The 17,549-nt window shown below is 45.1% G+C and carries 15 protein-coding genes; 14 read left to right on the forward strand and 1 reads right to left on the reverse strand.

The window, feature by feature from the left end:
• Window positions 1-154 precede the first annotated feature (154 nt).
• The 14 genes from KI659_RS07930 to ftsZ all read left to right on the forward strand — a co-directional run bounded on the left by KI659_RS07930 (window position 155) and on the right by ftsZ (window position 16,947).
• Complete coding sequence (locus tag KI659_RS07930) at window positions 155-1,129, forward strand: polyprenyl synthetase family protein (RefSeq protein ID WP_213944812.1); 975 nt, start codon at window positions 155-157, stop codon at window positions 1,127-1,129.
• 363 nt (window positions 1,130-1,492) lie between these two features.
• Window positions 1,493-1,942 (forward strand): division/cell wall cluster transcriptional repressor MraZ, encoded by a 450-nt coding sequence (locus KI659_RS07935; protein ID WP_213944813.1) that lies wholly within the window; start codon window positions 1,493-1,495, stop codon window positions 1,940-1,942.
• Window positions 1,939-2,847 carry a 16S rRNA (cytosine(1402)-N(4))-methyltransferase RsmH gene (gene rsmH / locus KI659_RS07940; RefSeq protein ID WP_213944814.1) on the forward strand — a complete coding sequence of 303 codons (909 nt, stop codon included), beginning with the start codon at window positions 1,939-1,941 and terminating at the stop codon, window positions 2,845-2,847. The genes KI659_RS07935 and rsmH overlap by 4 nt, the downstream gene beginning before the upstream one ends.
• Window positions 2,840-3,226 (forward strand): FtsL-like putative cell division protein, encoded by a 387-nt coding sequence (locus tag KI659_RS07945; RefSeq protein WP_213944815.1) that lies wholly within the window; start codon window positions 2,840-2,842, stop codon window positions 3,224-3,226. The genes rsmH and KI659_RS07945 overlap by 8 nt, the downstream gene beginning before the upstream one ends.
• Window positions 3,223-5,325 carry a penicillin-binding protein gene (locus KI659_RS07950; RefSeq protein ID WP_213944816.1) on the forward strand — a complete coding sequence of 701 codons (2,103 nt, stop codon included), beginning with the start codon at window positions 3,223-3,225 and terminating at the stop codon, window positions 5,323-5,325. Before KI659_RS07945 ends, KI659_RS07950 begins: the two co-directional genes overlap by 4 nt.
• Window positions 5,325-6,788, forward strand: coding sequence for a UDP-N-acetylmuramoyl-L-alanyl-D-glutamate--2,6-diaminopimelate ligase (locus KI659_RS07955; RefSeq protein WP_213944817.1), 1,464 nt, complete (start codon window positions 5,325-5,327; stop codon window positions 6,786-6,788). The genes KI659_RS07950 and KI659_RS07955 overlap by 1 nt, the downstream gene beginning before the upstream one ends.
• 3 nt (window positions 6,789-6,791) lie before the next feature.
• On the forward strand, window positions 6,792-8,003 hold the full coding sequence (gene mraY, locus KI659_RS07960; RefSeq protein WP_213944818.1) for a phospho-N-acetylmuramoyl-pentapeptide-transferase: 1,212 nt from the start codon (window positions 6,792-6,794) through the stop codon (window positions 8,001-8,003).
• Window positions 8,000-9,352, forward strand: a complete 1,353-nt coding sequence (gene murD / locus KI659_RS07965; RefSeq protein WP_213944819.1) for a UDP-N-acetylmuramoyl-L-alanine--D-glutamate ligase — start codon at window positions 8,000-8,002, stop codon at window positions 9,350-9,352. The genes mraY and murD overlap by 4 nt, the downstream gene beginning before the upstream one ends.
• Window positions 9,352-10,515: an FtsW/RodA/SpoVE family cell cycle protein gene (locus KI659_RS07970; protein WP_213944820.1), complete on the forward strand. Its 1,164-nt coding sequence runs from the start codon at window positions 9,352-9,354 to the stop codon at window positions 10,513-10,515. The genes murD and KI659_RS07970 overlap by 1 nt, the downstream gene beginning before the upstream one ends.
• A complete protein-coding gene (murG, locus tag KI659_RS07975; protein WP_246535332.1) occupies window positions 10,516-11,625 on the forward strand; it encodes an undecaprenyldiphospho-muramoylpentapeptide beta-N-acetylglucosaminyltransferase in 1,110 nt (369 codons plus the stop codon).
• Window positions 11,622-13,013 carry a UDP-N-acetylmuramate--L-alanine ligase gene (gene murC, locus KI659_RS07980; RefSeq protein ID WP_213944821.1) on the forward strand — a complete coding sequence of 464 codons (1,392 nt, stop codon included), beginning with the start codon at window positions 11,622-11,624 and terminating at the stop codon, window positions 13,011-13,013. Before murG ends, murC begins: the two co-directional genes overlap by 4 nt.
• Window positions 13,003-13,764 (forward strand): cell division protein FtsQ/DivIB, encoded by a 762-nt coding sequence (locus KI659_RS07985; protein ID WP_317194933.1) that lies wholly within the window; start codon window positions 13,003-13,005, stop codon window positions 13,762-13,764. The genes murC and KI659_RS07985 overlap by 11 nt, the downstream gene beginning before the upstream one ends.
• A gap of 12 nt (window positions 13,765-13,776) precedes the next feature.
• Window positions 13,777-15,087 carry a cell division protein FtsA gene (gene ftsA / locus KI659_RS07990; protein ID WP_213944822.1) on the forward strand — a complete coding sequence of 437 codons (1,311 nt, stop codon included), beginning with the start codon at window positions 13,777-13,779 and terminating at the stop codon, window positions 15,085-15,087.
• A 129-nt stretch (window positions 15,088-15,216) separates the two neighbouring features.
• On the forward strand, window positions 15,217-16,947 hold the full coding sequence (gene ftsZ / locus KI659_RS07995) for a cell division protein FtsZ (protein ID WP_213944823.1): 1,731 nt from the start codon (window positions 15,217-15,219) through the stop codon (window positions 16,945-16,947).
• On the opposite strand, the gene KI659_RS08000 is transcribed toward ftsZ, so the two are convergent.
• Window positions 16,948-17,472, reverse strand: a complete 525-nt coding sequence (locus KI659_RS08000; RefSeq protein WP_213944824.1) for an NADPH-dependent FMN reductase — start codon at window positions 17,470-17,472, stop codon at window positions 16,948-16,950. It abuts the gene before it with no gap.
• Between the last annotated feature and the right edge of the window lie 77 nt (window positions 17,473-17,549).

Below are 17,549 nucleotides of genomic sequence, written 5' to 3' on the forward strand. Positions count from 1 at the left end.
ATTCAAAGATAATGAAAAATAGTTTCCTATCTAAGGAGGATCAATCTGAAGAAACTATCAGCGGGTATCTGGGTTTATGATTTTGCCAACATATTACCGAAGGTCATTTTGTCAATGAAGTAATAGGTTGTATTATTGCATCTTCAAACCATCGATGAAGCCGGATTTAAAGCAAATACAAGCCCCGATCGCCACGGAAATGGACGATTTTGAGAAGAAGTTTCGAACCTTTATGAAAAGTAAGGTGAAACTTCTCGATCATATCACCGGCTATATCGTAAAGCGAAAGGGCAAGCAGATGCGGCCCATGTTTGTTTTTTTAACTGCCGGAGTATCAGGTGGGATTACCGAATCATCTTACCGCGGCGCCGCCCTAATCGAGCTTCTCCACACCGCGACCCTCGTCCATGATGATGTGGTGGATGATGCCAATTACCGGAGAGGTTTTTTTTCCGTCAATGCTCTTTGGAAAAACAAGATTGCCGTACTGGTGGGGGACTACCTGCTTTCACGCGGGCTGCTGCTCAGTGTGGACAATGGTGATTTTGGTCTCCTTCAGATCGTGAGCCGCGCGGTAAGGGAGATGAGCGAAGGGGAATTGCTGCAGATTGCCAAAGCCAGAAAGCTTGACATCACCGAAGACGTTTATTATACCATCATCAAACAAAAAACCGCCAGCCTGATTGCCGCTTGTTGTGCAGTGGGTGCTTCTACTGCTGGTGTGGGTGCCGATCAGGTGGAGCAGATGCGGCTGTTTGGGGAAAAAATCGGGATGGCCTTTCAGATCAAGGATGACCTTTTTGATTATGGAAAAGATGAAGTAGGCAAACCTGTGGGTATTGACATCAAGGAAAAGAAAATGACCTTGCCTTTGATCTTTGCTTTGGAAAAGGCCTCCTGGATGGAAAAGAAAAAGATCATTTACCTTATCCGGAATAAAAACGAGGACAAGAAGTCTGTCAACAAAGTAATTGACTTTGTAAAGGCTTCTGGAGGTTTGGAGTATGCCGAAAGTGTGATGAACCGGTACTATGAGGAGGCCCTGGAAATTCTTGCGGCTTTCCCTCCATCAGAATACAAAGTTTCACTCGAAGCCCTAGTCGAGTATACCATTCAAAGGAAAAAATAAGTCCGAAGCTGGGATGTTCTCCCACTTTCTCCCCCACTGGAAAAAATATTAATTTTTATAAGGGAAATTCTCATCCATTCTTTATTTGATAAAAACCACAAATATGGCCTTCAGGCTTTTATTTGGTGGAAAATACAATTTTTTAACCTTATAATTCTAACCATTCTCTGGTGTTTTTGCTCCTGATTCCAGTCCTAACTTCATGACCTTCAGAAAATAAGATTAGTAATTATTTGCTGAAAAGTTGTAATAATTCAAACTTTTAGATATTTTTATCAACAAGTGGTAAAAAGTGGGAGAGAGTGGTGGGATGTGTAAATGCTTTTATTACTTTTGTATTTGAAGGAAACTCTAGAAATCTGAATGGCCAATTTTTTATCCACATTCGAATGTAAACTCGACGCCAAGGGACGTCTGGTTTTGCCTGCCAAATTCAAGGCGGCATTGCCAGAGGTGCAAGGGGGTGAGTTGATATTGAATCTGGACAAATCAGGCTGTGTCGAAATCCATGTAGCGAACGATTATCAAAGAAGAATTGGGGCCAAAATCTCCAACCTTGATGAGTTTGACCCTAAGGCAAAAGCCTTGAGAAGAGTCTTGATGGCCAGGGTTTCTGAAGTGGAGCTAGATAGTGCCGGAAGAATGTTGGTGCCGAAAAACGTATTGGTTCATGCAGGGATCGATCGCGAAGCGGTATTGGTAGGAGTAGGCAGATATATTGAAATGTGGAGTCCTGAGCGATTCAAAGAGTCACAAAATAGTCTTTCTGAAGAAGAAGAGGCAGAACTGATAGCAAAATATTTATCACAATGAGTGAGCAAGTGTACCATATTCCCGTGATGTTGCAGCAATGCATCGAAGGCCTGGCCATCGATCCTAATGGGATTTATGTGGACTTGACTTTTGGCGGTGGAGGGCATTCCAAAGAAATATTGAAGCACTTGGACAAAGGACATCTTTACGGGTTTGATCAAGATCCTGATGCTGAGCGGAATGTGCCAAATAGTCCAAATTTCACCTTCGTAGCGGCCAATTTCCGCGATTTGAAGCGTTATTTAAGACTACATGGGGTAAAGCAGGTTGATGGGATATTGGCCGATTTGGGCATTTCATCTTATCAAATCGATGAGCCTACCCGTGGATTTTCCACCAGGTTTGAAGGCACATTGGATATGAGGATGAACAAGTCTTCCGAAGTGTCGGCGGCAACGGTTTTGAACACCTACGATGAGGCCCAATTGCACAAGATATTCGGGATATATGGAGAGGTGAAAAACGCCAAGACATTGGCTCAGGCAGTGGTGTCCGAAAGGGCTCAGCGCACATTTGAAACCATAGAGGGATTCAAGCAGCTGTTGCAGAAATTTGCCCCACGAAACAGGGAGTTCAAATATTTTGCACAGGTATTTCAGGCCTTGAGAATTGAGGTGAATGACGAGATGGGGGCGCTGGAAGATATGCTTGAGCAGGCAGTTGAAGTGTTGAAGCCTGAAGGCAGGCTGGTGGTGATGAGCTACCACAGTCTTGAGGATAGAATGGTGAAGAACTTCATCAATAAAGGTAAAATGCATGGAGAGGTGGAAAAGGATTTCTATGGAAACTTGATCCGCCCCCTAGAACCGGTGAGTCGCAAGGCTATAGTAGCAGATCAAGAGGAAATAGCGCGTAACAATCGGGCTAGAAGTGCCAAACTGAGAATCGCGAAGAAAAATGGCTAAGAACACATTTAGGGCAAAAGAGGAAAAAGGCAAAGCTACCAAACGTATTTCGAGTGGCAGCAGCTTGTTCAGTTTCATCGAAAAGAAATTGGACATCACTGGGTTGATCGGTTACGGTATCCCAGTAAAGCTGGTCCCTCCATTCCTATATGCGGCCACTTTAGCCTTGATCTATATCTGGAGCAACCATAAAGCTGAAAACACCATACGCGAGATCAATCGGGTCCAACAGGAGGTGGAGGACCTGAGAGCGGATGTCACTACTTTGGAGGCCGACTATATGTTTAGCTCAAAGCAATCGGAAGTAGCCAAGAAAATGCAAGCACTGGGAGTCTACGAAATAGATGAGCCTCCTATGAAAATAAAAGTGAAGAAGTGAATATTAAGAAATCCATACTGCTGAGAATAAGATTTGCCTTCCTGGTGGTGGCGATCTTTGCCGGGGTAATCTTTTATAGGATTACCCAAATTCAGTTTGTGGAGGGTGAAGAATGGCGTAAAAAATCTGATGAAGTAAACCTTCAATACAGAACGGTAAAAGCTACGCGTGGGAATATCTACAGCGGTGATGGAAGCCTTTTGGCCACCAGCCTACCTTTCTATAGAGTGGCGCTCGATCCTTCCATTGCAAAGGACGAGGTGTTCAGAAATGGGATCGACAGCTTATCCATAATGCTTTCCAAGCATTATAATGATAAATCCAGAGACTATTATAAGAGGCTGATCAGTGACGCTAGATCCAATAATAAGAAGTATGTGCTTCTAAACCGCAAGCAAATCGGGTATCAGGAGATGCAGGCGATGATGAAATGGCCGATTTTCCGAAACGGAAGAATGGGCGGAGGGGTGATTTTCGAAAAAGTGGAAAAGAGATTCTATCCTTTCAAGGCTCTTGCCGGACGTACCGTGGGCTTTTTGAATGAAGACAACTACGGAGCAGGACTCGAATATTCTTTCAATGCACAGCTTGGCGGAGAAAATGGGGAGGCCCTTTTCCAAAAAATCGCTGGAGGCACTTGGAAGCCCGTGCACGATGCCAATGACATCAAGCCTGAGGACGGATACGATATCGTCACCACTTTGGACGTCAATCTTCAGGATGTGGCTGAGTCAGCCTTGTTGAAGCAGTTGATGAATAAGGATGCTGAATTCGGAAGCGTGATTGTGATGGAAGTGGCTACAGGCCATATCAAGGCCATTGCCAACCTGCAGAAAAACAAAAACGGATACGGTTATGGTGAGCTATATAATTACGCCATAGGCGAGCAAGGACTTACCGAGCCTGGTTCCACATTTAAATTACTTTCCATTATGGCCTTGCTCGAAGAAGGAAAGATTAATTTGAATGATAAAGTGGAGACCGGAAACGGAACCTTCAAGTTTTATGACCGCACTATGCGGGATGTCAAACATGGAGGGTATGGAGAAATAACGATCAGAGAGGCATTTGAGAAATCCTCAAATGTGGGGATTTCCAGACTAGTAGAACAGCACTTTGGCGTGACACCGTCAAAGTTTTTGGATTATGTGGAAAAAGCGGGTATCAACATGCCGATTGACTTTCAGCTAAAAGGTGAAGGTGTTCCTTATTTCAAAAAGCCCGGTTCCAAAAACTGGTATGGGACTACGCTTCCATGGATGTCCATCGGGTATGAAGTGAAGCTTACTCCTTTGCATACCCTGATGCTTTACAATGCGGTGGCGAACAACGGCCGCATGGTCAAGCCGATGATCGTGCAGCAGATTTCCAGAGCCAATGTAGTGGAGCAGGAATTCAAGACAGAAGTGATGAGAAAGAAAATCGCATCTGACAAAACCATCAAGGAATTGCAGTCTCTGTTGGAGGGTGTGGTAGAAAATGGTACGGCTAAGAATATCCGAAATGCGGATTACAAAATCGCTGGAAAAACGGGTACCGCCCAAAAGTTGATTGACGGGCGCTATACACAAAAGTACTATGCATCCTTTGCGGGATATTTTCCTGCTGACAATCCGAAGTATTCAGCGATTGTGGTGATTGATAGCCCTAAAGGTTTCAATGCTTATGGTGGGGATGTTTCTGCACCTGTGTTTAAGGATATTGCCGATAAGATATTTGCTCAAGACCTGAGTTTGAATACAAAAAAATACAAAAATCTGGTGGAGGTAGACCAAAACCAGTTTCCGATGATACAGGCTGGTCTAGCCGAAGAGCTTCAGATGATCTGCTCCAAGTTTGGGCTGACCAACAAATATGAAGGTGGCGAGCGCTGGGTGAAATCTTCGGTGGCCAATTCAGCGATCTATTGGGCACCAAATAAAGTAGATGAGCCGATTGTGCCGGACGTGACAGGGATGTCTTTGAGAGATGCGCTGTATGTGTTGGAGAACAAAGGGCTGCGGGTTCAATATTCAGGCAAGGGTAGGGTAAAAAGCCAGTCGCTTTTGGCTGGAGGCAACGTGCCCACAAATGGAATAATAAAATTGACGCTGGGTTAATGAAAGTACTTAAGGACATATTATACAAAGCATCGCTTACTTCGGCCATAGGTGATATGGATGTGGAGATTAGCGAAATTGTATTTGACAGCCGCAAGGTTTCTCAAGATTGCGTTTTTGTGGCCATCAGAGGAACCCAGGTTGACGGACATGCCTTCATTGCAAAAGCCATTGATCAAGGGGCAAAAGCCATTGTGTGCCAAGAAATGCCTAGCGAGCATGCTGCCGGCATCACATATGTGCAGGTGGCAGATTCTGCGAGAGCCCTTGGGGTCATGGCTGCCAACTATTATGAGAATCCCTCAGATAAGTTGAAGATAGTAGCTGTGACCGGTACCAATGGAAAAACCACCACAGCGACCCTTTTACACCAGCTTTTCATGGAGTTGGGCTATGTTACCGGATTGCTGTCAACAGTTGAAAATAAGATAAACGAGGAGGTAATACCATCTACCCATACCACTCCGGATGCCCTGGCCATTAATCAGCTTTTGGCCAAAATGGTGAAGGAGGGATGTACGCATTGCTTCATGGAGGCAAGCAGCCACGCGATTGTGCAGCATAGGATGACCGGGCTGAACTTGACCGGAGCTGTGTTTACCAACATTTCCCATGATCACTTGGATTATCACGGGTCATTTGATGAGTATATCAAGGCCAAAAAGCAGCTTTTTGATGAGTTGCCAAAAGGCGCTTTTGCGCTGACCAATGCTGATGACAAACGTGGTTTGGTGATGCTTCAAAATACAAAAGCAGAAAAGCATTCCTATGCATTGAAATACCCTGCTGAATTCAAGGCCAAAATCCTGAGCAACACGCTTCAGGGGCTTGAGCTGGATATAGATGGAAAGCAGGTATGGTTCAGGATGATTGGTGAGTTCAACGCCTACAATGTTCTGGCGGTGCTGGGTACAGCGGTATTGCTGGGAGAGGAGACGGATGAGGTGCTGATGCAGCTTTCCAAAGTGAGAGGCGCCACCGGGCGTTTCGATCAATTTATCCATAAGGGCATCACCGTAATTGTGGATTACGCCCATACGCCTGATGCGCTGGAAAATGTATTGAAGACCATCCAAGGTGTAAGAGATGGCGGAGAAAATGTAATCACAGTAGTGGGTTGTGGCGGAAACAGAGACAAGGCGAAAAGGCCAGAAATGGCCAAAATAGCCTGTCAGTTCAGCGATAAAGTTATCTTGACTTCTGACAACCCAAGGGATGAGGTTCCAATGGACATCATCCGTGATATGGAAAAAGGAGTCAATCCGATCAACTTCAAAAAAACCATGTTGATCGAAGATAGAAAAGAGGCCATTAAAACGGCTGCCATGTTTGCCGTAAAAGGTGACATTATTCTCATTGCCGGAAAGGGCCATGAAACTTATCAGGAGATTAAAGGCGTGAAATACCCATTTGATGATAGGGAGATCGCGGAAAATTTATTAAAACAGATACACCAAGATTAAGGAATGTTATACCATCTATTTGACTATTTCGACACAGCATTAGATCTACCGGGCGCAGGGGTGTTTCGGTACATCTCATTCCGTGCGGGTATGTCAGCGCTATTCTCATTGATCATCACGATTACCTTCGGACACCATATCATCAACTGGATCCGTAGGCAACAGATCGGAGAAAGCATCCGTGATTTGGGGCTTGAGGGACAGCAGGCCAAAAAAGGCACACCGACCATGGGTGGATTGATGCTTATGGCCGCTATCATCGTTCCGACATTGCTTTTCGCCAATATTAATAACATTTATATCATTCTTTTGCTGATCACCACTGTGTGGCTGGGAACGATTGGATTCATTGATGACTACATCAAGGTCTTTCAGAAAAACAAGGATGGCCTTGCAGGCAAATTCAAAATCGCCGGCCAAATTGGTATCGGGGTGATTGTGGGAGCTACTCTTTTCTTCCATGAAGATGTGGTGGTTAGAGAGTTTGAAACACCTGTCTCCATTGAGGAAGGCGTGGTGGATACACCGGCCTTTAGAGATGTAAAAGTGGCCAAAACCACCATCCCATTTGTGAAAGGAAACGAGCTGAATTATGAAAGGCTTTTGGGTTTCCTTGGCGATGACCTTACCCCTTATCTCTACATTTTGCTCGTGATTTTCATCATTACGGCAGTGTCTAACGGGGCAAACATTACCGATGGGATTGACGGTCTGGCCGCCGGGACCTCGGCCATAATAGGCCTAACCATCGCCATTTTTGCTTATATCAGTGGTAACGCCATTTTCTCACAGTACCTGAATGTGATGTTTATCCCTAACTCAGGCGAGTTGGTGATTTTCTGTGCGGCTTTTGTAGGGGCCTGTGTCGGCTTCCTTTGGTACAACGCTTATCCCGCCCAGGTTTTTATGGGAGATACGGGAAGTTTGATGCTGGGCGGAGTGATCGCGGTGCTATCACTGACCCTAAGAAAAGAGCTTTTGATTCCTGTGCTTTGCGGGATTTTCGTGATTGAAAACCTATCCGTGATCTTACAGGTGTCATATTTTAAATATACAAGAAAGAAATACGGTGAGGGAAGAAGGATATTGTTGATGTCCCCGCTTCACCACCATTATCAGAAAAAGGAAATCCACGAATCCAAGATCGTAACCCGTTTTTGGATTGTGGGGATATTATTGGCCATCATTACATTGGCAACTTTGAAGCTTAGATGATGAATAGGATAGCAATACTTGGAGCAGGTGAAAGCGGCATTGGCGCGGCTCTTTTGGCAAAAGCCAAAGGATACGAGGTCTTTGTATCCGAATTTGCCCTTATCAGCGAGGAGCGCAAGGCTCTGCTCGATGCGAAAGGTATTGCCTATGAGGATGGGGGACATTCTGCGGAAAAGCTCCTTACTTTCCCCGAAGTCATAAAAAGCCCAGGGATTCCTTATGCTGCTCCTATGGTGAAGCAGATCATGGAGAAAGGGATTTCACTTATTGATGAATTGGAGTTTGCTTCCAGGTTCAGCAATGGAAAAGTCATTGCCATCACCGGGACAAACGGAAAAACCACTACCACACTACTTACTTACCACCTGATGAAAGAAGCGGGAATGGATGTGGGGCTGGCGGGAAATGTCGGAGATAGCTGGGCAAGGCAGTTGGTGGATGGTGATCGTGCCTGGTGGGTTTTGGAAGTCAGCAGTTTTCAAATTGATGGATTCAAAAAGCTGAAGCCCCAAGTGGCGGTCATTCTTAATATCACGCCTGATCATTTGGACAGGTATGAGTATAGACTTGAAAATTACATCCATTCTAAGCTCAACTTGGTCAAAAACATGGATAACCAAGGGCATCTGATCTATTTTAAGGAAGATCAATATATTTGGAGAGGTCTAAAGGAGCTTTCTGTACAGGCCAATATCCATCAAATTTCCATTGCTCAAAAAGTGGAAAACGGTGCCTATTTCGATGGAAGCCAGATTCATTATTCCACAGGGAAGGGTTTTCAAATAATTGATACAGCATCTCTTCCCTTAAAAGGGCATCACAACATGGTTAACGTGATGGCTGCAGCTCAGGCGGTGATTGCCGCGGGAGCTGATGAAGAGCGGGCTATGAAGGGGTTGACTACCTTTAAGAATGCCGCCCACAGAATGGAAAAAGTAGCCGAGCTCAACGGGGTGGAATTCATCAATGACAGCAAGGGGACAAATGTAAATGCAACCTATTATGCTCTTGCGGCCTACCAGTCAAAGCCAATTATCTGGATTGCTGGAGGTGTGGACAAGGGCAATGATTATAATGAATTGGCAGAAGTAGTGAAAAGCTCGGTAAAAGCTTTGATCTGCCTGGGCAAAAATAACGAGAAACTGAAGTTTGCTTTTGGGCAAATGGTACCTCAAGTTATGGAAACCCAAGAGATGCGCCAAGCCGTGCAAATGGCACAGCAAATAGCACAAGCAGGTGATGTGGTACTATTATCACCAGCCTGCTCCAGCTTCGATCTGTTCAAAAACTATATGGACAGAGGTGAGAAGTTTATTGAAGCGGTAAAGGAAATGGAAACGGTGAAGTGATGGGAACAGTAAAAACATGGATCGACAATAATTTGAAGGGTGACCCTATAATCTGGGGTATTGTAATCCTGTTGTCCATTATCAGTATTCTGGTGGTGTATTCCGCTACTGGTACCCTTGCCTACAAAAAAATGGGAGGCAACACAGAGGCTTACCTGATAAAGCATTCATCGTTGATTCTGGCCAGTTTGTTTGTTATGTGGGGTGCGCACAAGTTGCCATATAAATATTACGCCAAGCTTTCCTTGTTTGCTTTGTGGATATCCATTCCATTGCTAGCATTTACCTATTTCTTTGGCTCCAACGTGAATGAGGCTTCCAGATGGTTGACCATTCCGGTGATCAACCAGGCTTTCCAGCCATCTGATTTGGCCAAACTTGCTTTGATTGCGGCGGTAGCCAGAATGCTTGCCAAAAGGCAAAAAAATATTGAGGATTTCCAGAATACTTTCCTTCCCATCATGATTTGGATAGGAATAATCTGTATGCTGATTGCGATGGCTAACATGTCCACAGCGGTGCTTTTACTTTGTACTTGCCTTTTGTTAATGTTCATTGGCCGGGTGCCTATGAAGTTCATCATGGCGGTGCTTTTGATCGGGGGCTTGGCCCTTACATCGGCCATTTTCCTAGGTCAGAGGGGAAGTACGTTCTTCAGCAGGATTGAGAATTTCGTGACCGGGGATGAAGTTCCCTACCAAGCCGAGCAGTCCTACATAGCCATTGCAAATGGTGGGGTTTTCGGTCTTGGACCGGGTAACAGTGAGCAACGCAACAGACTGCCTCACCCTTACTCCGATTTTATCTTTGCGATCATTATCGAGGAGTACGGATTGGTAGGCGGTACCGGGGTATTGTTTCTCTACTTGGCCTTGCTCTATAGAGGAATGCGGGTGGTAGCCATTTCTAACAGACCCTTTGGTGGCTTGTTGTCCGCAGGCTTGAGCTTCGCGCTTGTCCTTCAGGCCATGGTCAATATGGCCGTTGCGGTGGGTATTGGGCCGATTACAGGCCTTCCATTGCCACTGTTGAGTATGGGGGGGACATCATTGATATTTACAGGGATTTCCCTTGGAATTATATTGAGTGTAAGCCGTGGAGACCATGAGGATGCCTTCCCGGTAGAAATGAGTACAGCTAGAAATTTTGCCAAAGTAGCCTAAATGACAGAAGCAAGAACATATAGAATCATGATTAGCGGTGGTGGCACCGGCGGACATATCTACCCTGCCATTGCCATTGCCAATGCCTGGATGGAAAAGCATCCCGGGTCAGAGATTCTGTTTGTGGGTGCTGAAGGCAAAATGGAAATGGAGAAGGTGCCTCAGGCGGGATATAAAATCAAGGGCTTGAAGATAGCCGGTCTGCAGCGGAAATTGACCTTGGCGAATCTGGCTTTCCCTTTCAAAGTGCTAGCTAGCCTCCAAAAAGCCAAGAAACTGGTGAAGGATTTCAATCCGGATGCGGTGATTGGAGTTGGGGGGTATGCCAGTGGGCCAGTTTTATATGCTGCCCAGGGGAAAGGTATCCCAACCTTGATTCAGGAACAGAACAGCTATGCTGGATTGACGAATAAGATCCTTGCCAAAAAAGCCAATACCATATGCGTGGCTTATCCTGAAATGGACAAGTTTTTCCCATCGGGAAAAATCACCTACACAGGAAACCCGGTAAGAAAAGATATACTCTCCTTGGAGGGAAAAAAAGATAAAGGACTGGAAAACTTCGGTCTCGAAAAAGGCAAGCCTGTAATCCTAGTATTGGGCGGTAGCCTTGGAGCCAGAACGATCAACCAATCGGTGCTTGGGGCTCTTCAGCAGTTTGATGAACTTGGGTATCAGGTTTTGTGGCAGAGCGGGAAATTTTATTTCGAGGAGATGTCCAAGGCAGTAGAAGGTTCCAAGTTTAAAAATGTGAAGGTTTTGGCCTTTCTCAAGGAAATGGACCTCGCCTATGCTGCCGCAGATATCGTGATCTCCAGAGCGGGTGCGCTATCTGTGTCCGAATTGAGCTTGGTGGGCAAGCCGGTGATTTTTGTACCCTCTCCGAATGTGGCCGAAGATCACCAAACCAAAAATGCCATGGCCTATGTGTCGCAAAAAGCAGCCCTAATGCTGGCAGACAATGTAGCAGTGGAAAGACTTGGGGAAACGGTCGCCAACCTGATCGCCGATAAGGCTGAAATGGCACTCTTGGGGCAAAATATCAAGCGCTTGGCAAAGCCAGAGGCTACCAATACCATTGTAGAAGAAATTGAACAATTGATTAAATGAATTTGAAGAACCTACATAGCGTCTATTTCCTCGGCATAGGAGGTATCGGGATGAGCGCCATTGCCAGATGGTTTGCACATCAAGGTATTGCCGTGTCCGGATATGACCGCACCTCTTCGGCTTTGACCCAGCAGTTGGAGCAGGAGGGGATTAAGGTTCATTTTGAAGATAGCCAGGCCACTTTGCCAAGTGGATTGGATAAAGAAAACTCCTTGGTGGTTTGGACTCCGGCTATACCAGCCAACAGCTACCAGCTGAATTATTTCCGCCAAAACGGCTTCCAGTTGAAGAAGCGGTCTGAGGTATTGGGAATGATCACGGAGGGGTTCAAAACGGTGGCCGTGGCTGGCACGCACGGGAAAACTTCAACATCCGCACTTGTAGCCCATTTGCTGAAAGTCGGAGGGTTGAATGTGACGGCATTTTTGGGTGGGATCACCCAGAATTTCAATAGCAATCTGTTGCTTTCCGAAGGTGATTCCGATGCGCAGGTGATTGTGGTAGAGGCTGACGAATTTGATCGCTCTTTCCTTACCCTTCATCCAAATATTGCCATTGTGACTTCTTTGGATCCTGACCATTTGGATATTTATGGAGATGCCAACGAGCTTGAAAAATCATTTGCCGACTTCATTAATTTGATAGACAAAAAAGGTAAATTATTTATTCAAAAAAATGCTGTTGAAAGGTTAAATAGGAATAATTTTGGCTCTTTGGACCTAGAAATATATGGGTTGAATGGCGCGTCTATTCAAGCCCTTGATATTCAGTCCGGAATACGTTCTTTTGAGTTTACCTATTCAGGAAAAAATCAGAGTTTAGAGAATCTAGCTCTTCATGTACCGGGATTCCACAATGTGGAGAATGCCCTGGCTGCCATTTCTGTTGCTTTGGAATTGGGAATCGATGCCGATTCGATCAGAAAAGGACTGGAGAGCTATAAAGGAGTAAAGAGAAGATTTGAAATCAGGTATCAGCAAAATGGCCGGGTATACATTGACGACTATGCCCACCACCCCGAGGAGATTAAAGCCTTTCTTGGTTCGGTGAAAGCCATGTACCCAGACAACAAGCTGACCGCAATTTTCCAGCCTCACCTGTTTTCCAGAACCAAAGATTTTGCGAAGGAATTTTCAGAAAGCCTCTCCCTTGCGGAAGAAGTGCTGCTATTGGATATCTATCCTGCCAGAGAACTACCTATCGAGGGTGTGACTTCCCGGATGTTATTGCCGGGGATTACCTCTGGGAGCAAAGCTGTATTGGCAAGAGAAGATGTGATTCCGTTTTTGGAAAAAAACAAGCCGGAGGTCCTGGTGACTATTGGAGCCGGAGATATTGACCGGATGGTGGAACCGATCACTAAATGGATGGAGGGAAATGATGAGTAGGTTAAGAATTAAAAACAGCGTAGTGTTTACCCTGCTCGTGGCGGTGCTGCTGGGCTTTATTGCATTTGTGGAAAAGAAGGAAGACAGCAAGGTTTTCCATAAACTTGAAGTAATTGTTGCCAGCATAAGCGACGTATACTTTGTGGATGAAAAGGAAATCGTGAAGATTCTGGAAAATGAATTTTCTACCCTTAAGCCAGGTACGCCAATCCATGCTATTGACTTGAAAAGCGTGGAGAAAAAGGTGGGCAAGCATCCTTTTGTAAAGGACGCAGAAGCATTTAAGGACCTTAAAGGAAATGTGGTGGTGAAAATCAACCAGCACAAACCTATTGCGAGAGTGGTAAGACCGATGGCTGCCGATGGATATATTTCCTCAGAAGGAATTGTTTTGCCGACTTCCCAGAAATACACTTCAAGGGTGCTTTTGATTGATGGGCCAAATGGTGAAGCCTTGTTGGGCAAAAAGGATATCAGTAAGACTGATAAAGAGCTGCTTGAACTGATCCATTTTATCGTAAATGATAAGTTTTGGAACGCACAGATTTCCTCCATGGAAATCAATCAAAAGGGCGACATTACCCTATACCAGCAAGTAGGCAAGCAGACGATTGAGTTTGGCAAGCCTACTGAGATTGAGGAGAAGTTCAAAAAGATAGAGATTTTGTATAAGGAGATTTTACCCAAGCAAGGCTGGAATGCCTACGACAGGGTGAATGTCAAATATAAGGACCAGATTATTTGTGAATAATTGATTATAGCTATGGAAAATGACAAAATAGTAGTTGGGCTGGACATTGGGACCACCAAGATTTGCGCCATCATCGGCCGCAAAAATGAGTTTGGCAAGTTGGAAGTACTCGGTATGGGCAAGGCTGTTTCTGACGGCGTGATCCGCGGCATTGTGACCAACATTGACAAGACAGTGAGTGCTATTGAAAAAGCCGTAAACGAGGCTTCGGAAATGGCGAACGTGAATATCGGCGAGGTGATCGTGGGTATAGCAGGTCAGCACATCAGAAGTTCCATCCACCATGGCGTAATCATCAGAAATACTAAAGAAGATGAGATTACCATAGAGGACGTAAGAAGGCTTTCCAACGACATGGAAAACATCGTAGTGCCTCCGGGAAACACCATCATCCACGTGATGCCTCAGGATTACACTGTCGATTATGAAGATGGGATCAAAGATCCGGTAGGTATGTCTGGTGCCAAGCTTGAAGCGGATTTCCATATCATCACCGCCCAAACCACAGCTATAAACAACATCAACAGATGCGTGAAAAGAGCAGATCTTGTTTCCAGGGATTTGATTCTTGAACCATTGGCTAGTTCACTTTCGGTCCTGAGTGATTTAGACAAAGAAGCAGGGGTATGTCTTGTGGACATCGGAGGTGGTACTACCGATATAGCTATATTTTATGACAACATCATCCGACATACGGCTGTCATTCCGTTTGGTGGAAATATCATAACCACAGATATCAAGGAAGGATGCATGGTAATGCAGACTCAGGCGGAGTTGCTGAAAACCAAATTCGGTAGGGCAATCGCTGAGGATGCCAATCCAAATGAAATAGTATCCATCCCGGGCCTTAGAAACAGGCCTCCAAAAGAGATTTCCATCAAAAACCTGGCTTCCGTAATTGAGGCCAGAATGGAGGAAATTATTGAAATGGTACAATCAGAAATCATGGCCAGCGGTCTATATAAGAAATTGGCAGGCGGAATTGTGCTCACCGGCGGTGGGTCACAGCTCCAAGGTGTAAGCCAACTTTTTGAATACATGACTGGTCTGGATACGCGAATCGGTTACCCTAATGAACACCTGGGTAAGACAGTTGTAGAAGATGTAAAGAGCCCTATGTACGCTACTAGTGTGGGCTTGGTGCTAGCAGGTTTTAAAGCGCTGGACGACAGAGAGGATCTTTACAGACAGAGACAAACGGTATCCGTAACCCCACGCACACAGCCGAAAGTGGAAGCTGGCGCCAAAGACATCTTCGGTTCCATCCGAGACAGGCTCAAAGGGTTCATTACGGATGATATAGGCGACGACACTTGGAAGTAGTTCCATTTTACTAGGGCTTAATCAAATAGGGAGTCTTAAGGCCTTGCCTTAAGCTTCCCTCCCAAGTTCACTTTAACGATTACATATTTTTAGATTTTAAATTACAGTTCACCAAAAATTGAGGAAAAAATGTCAGACAACAAAGATTACAGATTTGACCTTCCGAAAAACCACAAGTCTATCATCAAAGTGATAGGAGTAGGAGGGGGTGGTTCTAACGCAGTGAACCACATGTTCAACCAAGGTATAAAGGATGTGGAGTTTGTGGTAGTCAATACCGACTCCCAGGCACTCAAATGCAGTCCTGTACCCTTGAAGGTGCAGATCGGCGCCAACCTTACAGAAGGTCTTGGAGCCGGTGCCAATCCTGAAAGAGGAAGAAACGCTGCTATTGAAAGCAAGGAAGAAATTAGGGAATTACTTTCCGATAATACCAAGATGGTATTTATCACTGCCGGTATGGGCGGTGGAACCGGTACAGGTGCCGCACCGGTGATTGCCAAGATTGCCAAGGAGATGGATATCCTTACCGTGGGTATCGTCACTGCTCCGTTTGGTTTTGAAGGCAGAAAGAAAATGGGAGCAGCCCAGCAGGGGATCGAAGCCCTTCGTGCAAGCTGCGACACCGTGCTTGTTATCCTAAATGACAAGTTGCGTGAAATATACGGCAACCTGGCCATCAGATCTGCTTTTGGAAAGGCCGACAACATCCTTTCTACTGCTGCCAAATCCATCGCTGAAATCATTACCGTACACCAGGATGTAAACGTCGATTTTGAAGATGTGAAAACTGTGATGTATGATGCTGGGGCAGCCGTGATGGGTTCTGCAACAGAGGAAGGCGAAGGCCGTGCCATCAAAGCCGCTGAGAAAGCCATCGCATCTCCATTGCTCAACAATGTGGACATTCGAGGTGCGCAGAAGATTTTACTTTCCATCATGTCTGGTGAGGAAGAGGAGCTTTCTATGGACGAATTGAGCGAAATCACTGAATTTATCCAAGAGAAAGCTGGAGAAGAGGCAGAGGTTATCTTCGGTCAGGGTATCGATCAGGATCTTAAGAAATGTATCCGTGTCACCGTGATCGCTACAGGTTTTGAAGCTGATTCATTAACTAAAGAAGAAGATGAGAAGCGTGCGAAGCTGGAGGCGGAAAAAAAGAAGCAGGAAGAGGAAGAGGCTGAAAAAGCTAGAATTGCAGCAGAAAAAGCCAAGTTAGAAGCGGAAAAGAAAAGATTGGAAGAAGAAGCCAATGCTACCAAGATCATTGATTTGGAGTCAGGCAAAACTTCTAAAGTGGAAGAGACTGCAGAAGCGGGGTCTACCTTTACTTTCCCAATCAACATTCCGGGTTCTCCAATTAATCCTGCTAGACAGGAAAATGTAAACTATGGTTACCAGCAGCCGCAAAGGCAGCAGGCGCCATCTGCTCCACAGCAACCTGAGAGAAAAGTATATACTTTGGATGGAACCGAAAAGGATACACCATCAAATAAATATACTTTCATCAAGCCTAATGATAACCAGCGTGATGAGCGTGAACCAGAGCCTCAGTCTAGATATCAAGAGACTAAGGAAGAAGAGGTGAGCGGTGCCTATACTACTGACCATTACGAGCAGTACAAGCAAAAGGCGATCAAAAGAGCCCACGAAAGATTTGAAAGATTAAGCCAGATGAGATCTGTAAACCAGTCTCAGGAAGATTTCAAGGAAAAACTAGAGACTCCAGCTTACTTGAGAAAAAATGTGAAGCTTCAGGATGTTCAGCACAGTTCTGAGCAGAGCATTTCCAAGTTTAACCTGAATGATGACAACGAAATACTTGGCAACAACAGGTTTTTGCATGACAATGTTGATTGATTAAAAATCAATCAACATTTCAGCTTGGGTTTGCAATAAGTCAATGTAGAATCTGTTGGTGAGCAGATTGTCAGACATATTTTCCTCAATTTTGGCCAGTTTTGGCTTGTTGGCTAATACATGCATTCCCAAATAATGGAAGATGTCGGTGAGGTGGCTCAAAGCGATGCCACCCCCGCCAATTCCTGAGGAAAGCCCCACCAAAGCGCACTTTTTGTTCCTAAAAGTGTTGGGATAACTCATCCCATCGATGAACGACTTCAGTATTCCCGGAAACGAGCCGTTGTATTCCGGTACGATAAATACAAATTTCATCCCTTCTTTGACTTGGTTGTGCACCCGGTTATACTCCTTGTTTTTGCCATTGTGCTCATATAGAGCCGTAAATATGAAATCATTTGGCAGGTCCATTAGGTCAATGATCTCAGCTTCCTGATTCAAGTCCTGCAGGATTTCCAAATACTGCTGGGCAATCTGGCTGGAAATGGAATTTCTCCTGTTTGTGCTTACTATAATTTTTATCATCTCAAAATGGTCCTGTTAGGATTATCTTGTTTATGGTTTGAAGTTTAAAGTTTAAAGCCTACGGATAGACTGCCTTG

Source organism: Litoribacter ruber, assembly GCF_018449405.1.
GTDB lineage: Bacteria > Bacteroidota > Bacteroidia > Cytophagales > Cyclobacteriaceae > Litoribacter > Litoribacter ruber.